The 12394-nt window shown below is 43.2% G+C and carries 10 protein-coding genes, 1 pseudogene and 1 other annotated feature (1 of these 12 only partly in view); of the genes and pseudogenes, 1 reads left to right on the top strand and 10 read right to left on the bottom strand.

What is annotated here, in order from left to right; translation table 11 throughout:
* A pseudogene (locus tag LH47_RS15150) lies at positions 1–144 on the top strand (UPF0236 family protein); the annotation flags it as partial.
* 84 nt (positions 145–228) lie between these two features.
* On the opposite strand, the gene clpX reads toward LH47_RS15150, so the two are convergent.
* The 10 genes from clpX to ilvB form a co-directional block, all read right to left on the bottom strand.
* Positions 229–1551 (bottom strand): ATP-dependent protease ATP-binding subunit ClpX, encoded by a 1323-nt coding sequence (gene clpX / locus LH47_RS06885; RefSeq protein WP_235341074.1) that lies wholly within the window; start codon positions 1549–1551, stop codon positions 229–231.
* A 195-nt stretch (positions 1552–1746) separates the two neighbouring features.
* The gene (gene tig, locus LH47_RS06880; protein WP_043965931.1) at positions 1747–3033 is read right to left on the bottom strand and encodes a trigger factor; all 1287 of its coding nucleotides are present in this window, start codon (positions 3031–3033) and stop codon (positions 1747–1749) included.
* Between the two features lie 101 nt (positions 3034–3134).
* Positions 3135–4055: a DUF3196 family protein gene (locus tag LH47_RS06875; protein WP_043965929.1), complete on the bottom strand. Its 921-nt coding sequence runs from the start codon at positions 4053–4055 to the stop codon at positions 3135–3137.
* 83 nt (positions 4056–4138) lie between these two features.
* Positions 4139–4723 carry a 3-isopropylmalate dehydratase small subunit gene (gene leuD / locus LH47_RS06870; RefSeq protein WP_043965928.1) on the bottom strand — a complete coding sequence of 195 codons (585 nt, stop codon included), beginning with the start codon at positions 4721–4723 and terminating at the stop codon, positions 4139–4141.
* Positions 4724–4735: 12 nt separating this feature from the next.
* Positions 4736–6151: a 3-isopropylmalate dehydratase large subunit gene (gene leuC, locus LH47_RS06865; protein WP_043965926.1), complete on the bottom strand. Its 1416-nt coding sequence runs from the start codon at positions 6149–6151 to the stop codon at positions 4736–4738.
* A gap of 11 nt (positions 6152–6162) precedes the next feature.
* Complete coding sequence (leuB, locus tag LH47_RS06860) at positions 6163–7272, bottom strand: 3-isopropylmalate dehydrogenase (protein WP_043965925.1); 1110 nt, start codon at positions 7270–7272, stop codon at positions 6163–6165.
* A 16-nt stretch (positions 7273–7288) separates the two neighbouring features.
* Positions 7289–8833 carry a 2-isopropylmalate synthase gene (locus tag LH47_RS06855; protein ID WP_043965923.1) on the bottom strand — a complete coding sequence of 515 codons (1545 nt, stop codon included), beginning with the start codon at positions 8831–8833 and terminating at the stop codon, positions 7289–7291.
* Positions 8820–9845: a ketol-acid reductoisomerase gene (gene ilvC / locus LH47_RS06850; RefSeq protein ID WP_009361777.1), complete on the bottom strand. Its 1026-nt coding sequence runs from the start codon at positions 9843–9845 to the stop codon at positions 8820–8822. Before ilvC ends, LH47_RS06855 begins: the two co-directional genes overlap by 14 nt.
* 20 nt (positions 9846–9865) lie before the next feature.
* Positions 9866–10384 (bottom strand): acetolactate synthase small subunit, encoded by a 519-nt coding sequence (ilvN, locus tag LH47_RS06845; protein WP_043965935.1) that lies wholly within the window; start codon positions 10382–10384, stop codon positions 9866–9868.
* Complete coding sequence (gene ilvB / locus LH47_RS06840; RefSeq protein WP_043965921.1) at positions 10381–12099, bottom strand: acetolactate synthase large subunit; 1719 nt, start codon at positions 12097–12099, stop codon at positions 10381–10383. Before ilvB ends, ilvN begins: the two co-directional genes overlap by 4 nt.
* Positions 12100–12165: 66 nt before the next feature.
* Positions 12166–12394, bottom strand: a binding site (T-box leader); it runs 29 nt beyond the window's last position.

Genomic DNA, 12394 nt, shown 5'->3' with positions numbered 1-12394 from the left:
TCCAAGCGGGTTGAACAGGCCAAACGGAAGGCAGGACGGTTGTGGGCAGATGTGGTGCGTCAGAATCTACCGTGTCTGCAGCGGTCATCCGGGACGCCGATCCATCAAGCGTTGTCGGCGCTTCGGGATTTTGGTTGGGTGTAAAAAAATGGAATACAATATCATCACTTCAAGATGAGGGATGAGAGTCCAAAAGCGCTTACGATATCAATTCCTGAAAATGGTTCGCTAACTAGTGATTGACAACACCCGTAGTGAACCGAAAAAATGTTCTCCACAAAGTCTTGACTGACTCGATGTTTTTCGTTCGTACTCGACAATCGTTCCATCGTGTAAAATGAGAAGCGGCGCTCTTTCTCCGCGTACGGTTTCTGCCGTAATGACACATTTTTTTACATCTTCCCGCGACGGTAATTCAAACATGACGTCAAGCATAATCCCTTCAATAATAGAGCGTAAACCGCGCGCCCCTGTTTTCCGTTCAATCGCACGTTTTGCAATTTCACGAAGTGCTTCTTCTTCAAATTCAAGTTCGACATCGTCAAGTTCGAGCATTTTTTCATATTGCTTGACAAGGGCATTTTTCGGCTTCACTAAAATATCAACAAGCGCATCTTCATCGAGCGGTTGTAAGCTCGTAATGACCGGAAGACGTCCAACGAACTCTGGAATTAATCCGAATTTTAATAAGTCTTCTGGCAACACTTTTGACAGCAAATCTTTTTCTTCAACTTCCGCCTGTACATCTGAGCTAAAGCCAATCACTTTTTTCCCAAGACGACGTTTAATAATTGGTTCTAAACCGTCAAACGCTCCGCCACAAATGAATAAAATGTTCGTCGTATCAATTTGAATGAACTCTTGATGAGGATGTTTCCGTCCTCCTTGTGGAGGAACGCTCGCAATTGTTCCTTCTAAAATTTTCAATAGCGCTTGTTGCACACCTTCTCCCGATACGTCGCGCGTGATGGAAGGGTTTTCTGATTTGCGCGCAATTTTATCGATTTCATCGATATAAATAATTCCTTTTTCTGCACGTTCAATGTCGTAATCTGCCGCTTGAATAAGCTTTAATAAAATGTTTTCAACGTCTTCCCCGACATATCCCGCTTCTGTTAGCGATGTCGCATCAGCAATTGCAAATGGCACGTTTAAAATGCGAGCAAGCGTTTGAGCAAGTAATGTTTTTCCGCTTCCTGTCGGCCCGATCATTAAAATATTGCTTTTCGCTAACTCGACATCATCAATTTTGCTGTTTGAATTAATGCGTTTGTAATGGTTATATACTGCTACAGAAAGCGCTTTTTTCGCTTCGTCTTGTCCGATGACGTACTCATCTAAAATTTCGCGAATTTCCTTTGGCTTCGGTACGTCTTTGAACTCTACTTCTTCTTCCGACCCAAGCTCTTCTTGCACAATTTCTGTACATAATTCAATACACTCATCGCATATGTATACGCCCGGGCCAGCAACAAGCTTGCGCACTTGTTCTTGCGTTTTGCCACAAAACGAGCATTTCAACTGCCCTTTTTCATCATTAAATTTAAACATGATTTCACCCCTTATTTCTCTACTATCATATGTACACGAAAAGAAAAAACGTTATGTATTCGTCATTTTATCATAAATCTTTAAAAGTATGCCAATAAAAACGTAAATGTGCGCGAAAAGTTAGAAAACTTTCATTACTGCAACTATATGTGGAAAGAACAAGGCACGTGATGCACCTTGTTCTTTCTCTTCTCATTATGCAACAACTTTGCTGTTTTCAACAAGGAAATCGATTGCTTTGCGCATTTTTAAGTCTTCTTTTAAGCCATCTAATGTACCTAAAAGTTCTTTTAACTTATCGACCGATAAGCTGTAAAGGTTCGCCATTTCCTCTAGTTCTTTTTCTACTTCTTCTTCTGTTACGTCAATGTTTTCTGCTTTTACGATCGCTTCAAGCGTCAATGTGACACGAACACGTTTTTCCGCTTCTTCTTTCATTTGCTCGCGAAGTGCCGCTTCATCTTGTCCAGAGAATTGATAGTATAAGTCAAGGTTTAACCCTTGCATTTGTAAACGTTGCTCAAACTCGCGAATCATACGGTCTGTTTCGTTTTTCACCATCACTTCTGGGATGTCCATTTGTGCGTTTTCTGTTGCTTTTTGAACAACCGCATCGCGAATTGCCGCTTCTGCTTCTTCTTTTTTCTCTTTTGTTAAGCGCTCTTTTATTTTTTGTTTTAGCGCGTCTAATGTTTCTACTTCTTCATCTACGTCTTTCGCAAACTCGTCATCAAGCGCAGGAAGTTGTTTTGTTTTAATTTCGTGCAATTTAATTTTGAACACAGCTGGTTTACCAGCTAATTGCTCTGCATGATATTCTTCTGGGAATGTCACTTCAATGTCTTTTTCTTCCCCAGCGGCCATGCCGATTAATTGCTCTTCAAACCCTGGGATGAATGTACCTGAACCAATCACAAGAGAATAGTTTTCTGCTTTTCCGCCTTCAAACGCTTCACCATCAACGAATCCTTCGAAATCGATGACAACTGTATCACCGTTTTCTACTGTTCCTTCTTCTTTCACAACAAGCTCCGCATGACGCTCTTGCAAACGTTTTAATTCTTGTTCGACGTCCTCGTCAGTTACTGTATCATCTAATTTCTCTACTTCAAGCTCTTTGTATTGACCGAGCGTCACTTCTGGCTTCACAGTCACTTTTGCAGTGAAAATTAAGCTTTTTCCTTTTTCCATTTGCTCGACGTCGATTTCTGGACGATCGACTGGCTCAATGCCTGTTTCTTCAACAGCTTTTGCGTATGCCTCTGGCAATAAAATATCTAACGCATCTGCGTATAACGATTCAACACCGAAACGTTTTTCAAATAAAGAGCGAGGAATTTTTCCTTTACGGAATCCTGGAATTTGTACTTTTTTCACTACTTTTTTAAACGCTTCATCTAATCCTTCATTCACTTTTTCAGCGTCTACTTCTACTGTAAGAACGCCTTGATTGCCTTCGAGTTTTTCCCATTTCGCCGACATGTTTATTTCCCTCCAACTTCAAAAATTCATGTAAATGAACTACATATATGTAGGCATACACGGTTTTATGTGTAATACAACCACTATATTATACCATACAATTATATACTTTCAACAGAGAGCCACAATTTTTCTGCTTCATAAAGTTTGGCAACGAGTGGATTTGTCCATACCGTTTGTCCTGTTTCACATTGCTCCACATATGTGTATAACGCAGTCGCCCATTGTTGTGCAGAACCTTCTGGAAGAAACGGGTATGTCACAACCATGTAGCGAAGCCATATTTGTTCACACCATTCATACATCGTTGGATTTTGTGTCGCCCATATTTGTTCGACGATATCAAGCACTTGTTCTATCCAACTCTTTTGTGTTTGTTCGTCGAGTTCGGCTGGAATAACTGTCATCGTTTGTCCAAATTTTTTTACAGTCATCGGCTCCATCACTTGTTCTTTCCTTAATATGTGTAACATCGTCGTTTTTACAATTGGATGTTTCATTTCGTCATGTAAATAACGAGAAAAAATAGGAACAAGGTGTGGAACGGTGCGCAAATCTAATTGATGAAGGGTGCGCATCTGTTTCGTCCATTGATCGCTTTCGAAAATCGCCTTGTATTGTTTTGAGCGTTGTTCTTGCTGAGAACGAATCATTTTTTCACTAAACTGTAAAAGCGGTAAAAACGGGGTGCAATCCATTCCTTTTCGCTGGAGTTTATGAATGACTGCCACAACTTCATCGTATTGTTGTAAATGAACGAGCATAGAGATATATACCGTCCAATCCCCTTTGCCGCGCTTTAACAGTTGTTCACATTTTTCTTTTGCCTCTTCTACATGTCCCATTTCAAATAAACAGACGACAAGTGCCATTTCTACATCATCATCGTGAAGTTGCAGCTCTTTTAATTGTGTTAAATACGTATACGCTTCTTTATATCGCTTTTCTTTTAACGCATTCATCCCCTCTGTTAACAACCGCTCTTTTACATATGGATGTGGAACGACTTTTCGTTCTTTCATATTCGTTCACCTTCACTTACATTTGCCTTTAAGTTTAACAATGTTTGCTGACAAACTCAACGAAAAACGCCCTCGACAAATCGTCAAGAGCGTGCTTTTTCATAGGCGATAATGTATGGTTCATATACGAACGTTAAGTCGATTTCGTCCCAACCTTTTAAAAGAAGCTGTTTTCGATACGGGTCGATGTCAAACGTGCTTGTAAATCCTTCGTCATCAAAAACGACTTGTTGTTCAAGGGAAATAGTTAGTTCATAATCTGGCCGCTCCGCTTTTTTTAATAAATACACGACATCTTCTTTTGGAAGTTTAATTGGAAGTAAACTATTTTTTAAACAATTGTTATAAAAAATATCCGCAAAAGAAGGAGCAATGACAGCACGAAATCCGTAATCAGCAAGCGCCCAAGGGGCATGTTCACGCGATGAACCGCAACCAAAATTTTCATTTGCGACTAAAATCGTTGCTCCTTCATTTTCAGGGCGATTTAACTCAAAATGAGGGTTTGGCGCCCCGTCTGGAAGATAGCGCCAATCATAAAATAGAAATTGACCAAATCCGGTGCGCTCAATTCGTTTTAAAAATTGTTTCGGAATAATTTGATCCGTATCCACATTGGCACGATCTAGACCAGCGACTTTTCCTTTATGAATAATGAATGGTTCCAACGCGTTCTCCTCCTATCGTACCGCTTCTTTATACAATGTGCGCACATCAACAAAATGTCCGTAAATCGCAGCCGCAGCTGCCATTGCTGGACTAACGAGATGCGTACGCGCCCCTTTTCCTTGCCGTCCTTCAAAATTGCGATTTGACGTTGAAGCACAATGTTCTCCTGCTGGCACAGTATCTGGGTTCATGCCAAGACACATGCTGCACCCGGAATCGCGCCATTCAAAACCTGCATCAATAAACGTTTGAGCAATGCCTTCTTCTTCCGCTTGTTTTTTCACTTGTTGTGAGCCCGGAACGACGAGCGCCCTTACGCCCGGTGCAACTTTTTTTCCTTTCACAATTCGTGCCGCTTCTCTTAAATCGCTTATGCGTGAGTTCGTACACGATCCGATGAACACATGTTGAACAGGAATATCCGTCATTTTCGTTCCTGGCTTTAGTCCCATATATTGCAACGCTAACTGAACTGCCTTTCTCTCCGTTTCAGTCGCAAACTCTTCTGGATGAGGGACGGTTCCATCGATCGGAGAACTCATCGCAGGCGTTGTCCCCCATGTAACGGTTGGAGCGATTTCACTTCCATCCATATGAATAACACGGTCATACACCGCTCCTTCATCTGTGCATAACTGTTTCCACTTTTCAACTGCCTGTTCAAACGCTTCTCCTTTTGGAGCATATTTTCGCTCGCGCAAATATGCAAACGTTACATCATCCGGAGCAATTAACCCTGCGCGCGCCCCCGCTTCAATCGACATGTTGCAAATCGTCATCCGCTCTTCCATCGACAAACGACGAATGACATCGCCTGTAAACTCAAGCACATACCCCGTTCCGAAATCAACACCAAACTTTCCGATAATCGCTAAAATAACGTCTTTTGCTGATACACCCGGTGCCAATGCACCTGTGACGTTCACTTGCATCGTTTTTGGACGGTGTTGCCATAACGTTTGTGTCGCCAACACATGTTCCACTTCGCTCGTGCCGATTCCAAACGCTAACGCTCCAAAAGCACCATGTGTCGACGTATGACTATCCCCGCACACGATTGTTTTTCCCGGCTGCGTCAATCCAAGTTCTGGGCCGATGACATGCACAATGCCTTGTTCTGGACTGTTTAAATCGGCAAGCGGCACGCCAAATTCACGACAGTTCCGCTCCAATGCCGTCATTTGATTTCTTGCCACTTCATCTTCAATGACAAACCGATTGACCGTTGGAACGTTATGATCCATCGTTGCAAACGTTAAATCTGGGCGGCGCACTTTTCTTCCTTTCTGACGCAATCCTTCAAACGCTTGCGGCGATGTCACTTCATGGACGAGATGTAAGTCAATGTATAATAAATCTGGTTTTCCATCTTCACGGTACACAACGTGCTCATCCCAAATTTTTTCAATAATCGTCTTTGGCGCCACCTCAATCCCTCCTACACATACACTTGCATAATTCGTTCAATTGCTACATCGTCTAAAATCGCATCTTTTACTTTTTCGACCATTTCTGTCGTCGATAATACACAATCACCTTGTTGGGCAATGTCTGCAGTACGATACCCAGCATCCAACACCTGCTTAACAGCTCGTTCGATGACGTCGGCCTCTTCTGTCAGTCCGAACGATAAACGAAGCATCATCGCCGCCGATAAAATCGTTGCAAGCGGATTCGCTTTATTTTGCCCAGCAATGTCTGGAGCCGAACCGTGAATCGGTTCGTATAATGCCGGTCCGTCAACAGACAAGCTTGCCGACGGAAGCATGCCAAGCGATCCTGTTAACATCGATGCTTCATCGCTTAAAATATCGCCAAACATATTTTCTGTTACAATGACGTCAAACTGTTTGGGAGAACGAACGAGCTGCATGGCGGCATTATCGACAAGCATATGTTCCAGTTGAACGTCTGGAAAACGTTTAGCGACTTGTTCAGCTACTTCTCGCCACATACGGCTTGACTCTAACACATTCGCTTTATCAACAGACGTTACTTTTTTCTTCCGCTTTTGTGCAAGAGTAAAAGCAAACGTGATGATACGCTCGATTTCTGCTCGTTTATAAAACAACGTATCAACAACCGTTTCTTCTCCTTTTTCCACACGCCGTTCACTCGGTTTTCCGAAATATAAGCCTCCGACTAACTCCCGAACGATAACAAAGTCGGCTCCTTCAATCACATGTGATTTTAATGGTGAAGAAGCTGATAAGCTGCTATAAAACGTCACCGGACGAATATTTGCAAATAAGTTCATTTCTTTCCGAATTTGCAACAGTCCTCTTTCTGGACGAACGTGCGGCGGATGACTGTCCCATTTCGGCCCCCCAACAGCACCAAGCAATACCGCATCGCTTTGTTTACACATATGAAGCGTTTGTTCTGGAAGCGGTGTTCCTTCACGGTCGATCGCTTCCCCACCAATCAAACCGTATGAAAAATGAAACGCATGGCCGAAACGATCACCAATCGCTTGCAAAACTTTTACCGCTCCTTTTGTCACTTCTTTTCCAATGCCATCCCCAGGTAACACAGCGATACGATACATAACACATCCCCCTTCGTTATTGCGCGGCAAGCGCTTGTTCTTCTTTCATTTTTTCGATGACAAACATGCGATTGACGGCGTGAATATATGCTTTTGCTGATGCTTCTAGCACATCTTGTGCCGTTCCACGTCCGCTTGCTTCTTTCCCATCGAGCGATACTTTCACATATACTTGCGCTAAAGCGTCCCGTCCACTTCCAACAGATTCAATGCGATAGTCAAGCAACGTCACAGGCAATTGCAACGCTTTTTCTAAAGCGTTATATAGCGCCTCGACACTACCAGCTCCCGTTGCCGCTTCTTGAATGTCGTTTCCTTCTCCATCTTTCAGTACAACAACGGCTGTTGGAATTTGATTTGTCCCGTACTGCACTTGAATCGAACATAATTGATAAAAATTTTTATACGTATCTAGCTTTTCATCTAAAATAAGGGCAATTAAATCATCATCGGTAATATCTTTCTTTTTATCTGCTAAATCTTTAAAGCGAACGAATAAACGATTCACTTCTTCTTCTGTTAACGCATAACCAAGCTCTTGAATGCGCGTGCGGAACGCATGGCGTCCCGAATGTTTTCCGAGTACCATCGAATTCGATTGCACGCCAACAAGTTGTGGAGATATAATTTCATACGTTGTTTTTTCTTTTAACACACCATCTTGGTGAATGCCTGATTCATGTGCAAAAGCGTTTTTACCGACAATCGCCTTATTTGGTGGAACAATCATTCCTGTTAGCTTGCTTACGAGGTTGCTCGTTCGTTTAATCTCTTGCAAGTTCAAACCCGTCTCAGCTTGGTAGTAGTCTTTGCGAATATAAAGCGCCACCGCCACTTCTTCGATTGCAGCGTTTCCTGCCCTCTCACCAATGCCATTGATTGTTCCTTCAATTTGTGTCGCTCCCGCTTCAATAGCCGCAAGCGAATTGGCGACAGCCATTCCTAAATCATCGTGACAATGAGCAGATAAGTTAATTTTTTCAATATTCCGAACATTTTTCTTTAAAAAAGAGAATATGTCGCCATATTGTTTCGGGGTGATGTAGCCGACTGTATCCGGAATATTAATGACATTCGCTCCTGCTTCGATCACTCGTTCGATAATCGTCGCAAGAAACGGAAGATCGCTTCGACATGCATCTTCTGCTGACCATTGTACAATCGGAAAATACTTTTTCGCATAACGAACAGACTCAACGGCTGTTTCAATCACTTGTTCTGGTGTCATGCGCAATTTATATTGCATATGAATAGGTGACGTTGCGATAAATACGTGTAATCGTGGTTCCGCTCCGTCTTTTAACGCCTCCCACGCTGCATCGATGTCCGACTGAACAGAGCGAGAAAGACCTGTAACCGAACAGTTGCGAACGGTTTGAGCGATCGCTTGAACGGCTTGGAAATCGCCTTTTGATGCGGCAGGGAATCCCGCCTCGATGATATCTACACCGAGGCGTTCTAACTGCCGAGCAATTTCTAGCTTTTCATGCAAGTTTAAATTGACGCCTGCAGACTGCTCTCCGTCACGCAACGTCGTATCAAAAATGTTAATTTTTCGCACCGACCGTCACCACATCTTTCTGTTTAGCGTTGACAAACGGCATCATTTTACGTAACTCGCGGCCAACAACTTCAATTAAATGCTCATTTTCACGGCGGTTAATCGCATTAAACTCTGGACGATTCGCTTGATTTTCTAAAATCCAACCTTTTGCAAACTTCCCTGTTTGAATGTCTTCAAGCACTTTTTTCATTTCTGCTTTTACTGCGTCATTAATGATGCGTGGACCTGTAACAAAGTCACCCCATTGTGCTGTATCAGAAATCGAATAACGCATGCCTGCCAAACCGCCTTCGTACATTAAATCAACGATGAGTTTTAACTCATGTAAACATTCGAAATATGCAATTTCCGGTTGATATCCCGCTTCTACAAGCGTTTCAAATCCCGCTTTCACAAGGGCAGTCAATCCGCCGCAAAGAACCGCTTGTTCGCCAAATAAATCCGTTTCTGTTTCTTCTTTGAATGTCGTTTCAATCACGCCCGCCCGAGCCGAACCGATCGCTTTTGCATACGCAAGCGCTGTTTCTTTCGCTTCGCCGCTTACATTTTGATATACAGCAATTAACGCTGGTACACCTGCTCCTTCTGTATATGTGCGACGAACTAAATGACCTGGTCCCTTCGGTGCAACTAAAAAGACATCCACATCGCTCGGTGGGACAATTTGGTTAAAATGAATATTAAACCCGTGTGCAAATACAAGCGCATTGCCCGGCTGTAAGTTTGGTGCAATTTCTTCTTTATATACTTTCGGCTGATGTTCGTCTGGAAGTAAAATCATTACAATATCCGCTTGCTTTGTCGCTTCATCCACCGGCAAGACGACAAATCCATCTTGTTCTGCTTTTTCCCATGATTTCCCTTTTCTCAATCCAATGATGACATCAACGCCGCTATCGCGAAGGTTTTGCGCATGGGCATGACCTTGAGATCCGTATCCGATAATCGCCACTTTTTTCCCTTGAATGTAAGCTTCATTTGCATCGCCATTGTAATATACTTTTACCATAATAAAATCCTCTCCTTAATTTAAATGATGAATAGTGATTTATTTGTTGATGATGCGCGTTGTGAACCGCGCGGAAACGCTGTTGTTCCTGTTCTTGCCACTTCCTTTAATCCGTATGGCTTTAATAAGTCGATGAGCGCATCAATTTTTTCTGGCTCACCTGTTACTTGAACGACAAGACTATCGCGCGCCACATCGACAATCGCTGCACGAAACGGTTCAATCAATGTATAAATTTCACCGCGCGTCGCCGATGTAACCGCTACTTTAATTAAAGCCAGCTCTCGAACGATAATCGCTTGATCGGTAATATCGACAACTTTTAACACATCAATTTGTTTGTTTAATTGTTTTGTAATTTGTTCAGCAATGCGTTCATCATCTACATTGACGACAAACGTCATGCGTGAAACACCTTCTGTTTCTGTATGACCAACTGTAATGCTTTCAATGTTGTAATGTCGCTTCGTAAACAAACCTGTAATGCGATTTAATACACCCGGACGGTTGTTTACGGTCATTGTAATAATTCGCTTCACCATTTCACCCCCACCATCTCATGAAGCCCTTTCCCAGGAGCTACCATCGGATATACGTTTTCCCCTGGATGAACATGAAAATCAAGTAAAACTGGTGCATTTGTCGCAAACGCTTCTTTCAATACGTATTCTGCTTCTTCTTCCGTCGTTGCACGCATCGCTTTCATGCCGTATGCTTCCGCTAATCGAACGAAATCCGGTTGATTCGGAATGAGTGAATGAGAATATCGTTTTTCATAAAAAATTTCTTGCCATTGACGCACCATACCGAGCGCTTGATTGTTCACGATGACAATTTTAATTGGCAAATTTAACTCTTGAATAACCGATAGCTCTTGTAATGTCATTTGAAACCCACCGTCACCAACGATCGCTACAACCGTCGCTTCTGGTTGTGCCAATTGAGCACCAATTGCCGCTGGCAAGCCGAACCCCATCGTTCCAAGCCCACCGGATGTGACCCAACGATGTGGCTGTTTAAATTTATAATATTGGGCGACCCACATTTGATGCTGACCGACATCTGTCGTCACAACCGCTTCACCGTTTGTATATTCGTGAATCATTTCAATGAGCCGCTGTGGTTTAAGCACGCCCGGTTCGCGCTTGTACATAAGCGGATATTCGCGTTTCCATTCATTTAACTTGTTCAGCCACTCTGATACATCTGGCCGCTTTCCGTTTTGTTCAATTAATTGAATGAGTGCTTCTTTCGCATCACCAACGATCGGAATTTTCGTTGGCACATTTTTTCCAATCTCTGCTGGATCGATATCGATATGAGCGACCGTTGCTTTTGGTGCAAAATGAGCTAAATTTCCAGTCACCCGATCATCGAACCTTGCGCCGACATTAATGAGCAAATCACACTCATACAATGCCATATTTGCTGTGTACGTTCCGTGCATTCCTGCCATTCCGAGAAATAGCGGATGGTCGGCAGGAAATCCACCAAGTCCTAAAAGCGTATGAATCACAGGAATATTTTGTTGTTCGGCATATTGTTTTAACTGCTCATGGGCATTCGCATGGAGAACACCTGCTCCAGCTAAAATGACCGGGCGTTTTGCTTGGCTAACTGCTTCAACAAGCTTGCGAATTTGCAAATGGTTCGGTTTTGTTGTCGGCTGATAGCCGGGCAACTGTATGTCTTGTTCGTAATCAAACTCTGCTTCAGCAACGGCCATATCTTTTGGAATATCGATTAATACAGGACCTGGGCGTCCCGTTGTTGCAATATGAAATGCTTCTTTAATGATTTTTGGCAGCTCGTGTATGTCGCGTACTTGGTAACTATGTTTTGTAATAGGCATTGTAATTCCTAACACATCTGCCTCTTGGAAGGCATCTGAACCGATTACATTTGATGCCACTTGCCCTGTAAAAACGACGAGCGGAATGGAATCCATCATTGCATCTGTTAAACCTGTCACGATATTTGTCGCACCCGGTCCAGATGTAGCGATGACAACACCAGGTTTTCCTGAAATGCGAGCATACCCTTCCGCTGCATGAATGGCGCCTTGTTCGTGACGTGTTAGCACGTGGAATACGCCCGATTCATAAAGCTTGTCGTAAATCGGTAACACAGCACCTCCCGGATACCCGAAAATAACTTTCACGTTTTCTGCTTTGAGCGCTTCAATTAACATGAGCGCTCCACATAACGTTTGCTTTTTTGCTACTCTTTCTTTCACTTTCATATTCGCTGCCATTTTTTCACCCCTAAAAAAATGTGAAATAAGAAAAGCCTTCTCACCCCTCCATCGGCCCATGTGGACCAAAGGGGCGAAAAGGCTTGCATCCTTCCCGCGGTACCACCCTTCTTCGTGGCAAAGCCACCTCAGGAGCACGCGACGATCGTCGCAGCGCTCGTTTTAATAACGAGTGACGTGCACCCGTCCGTCCCTACTAGAACTAATCGTTCAGGACGGCGCTCCGAGGGGAGTTCACTAACGGAGACATCACCGGTTTTCAGCTTCCCCGGCTCTCTGTAGATGCCCGACCCGC

Source organism: Anoxybacillus thermarum, from assembly GCF_000836725.1.
In the GTDB taxonomy this organism is placed as follows: Bacteria; Bacillota; Bacilli; order Bacillales; family Anoxybacillaceae; genus Anoxybacillus; species Anoxybacillus thermarum.
The sequence above is the reverse complement of the archived record's forward strand: the minus strand, read 5'-3'. Positions and strand labels throughout refer to the sequence as shown.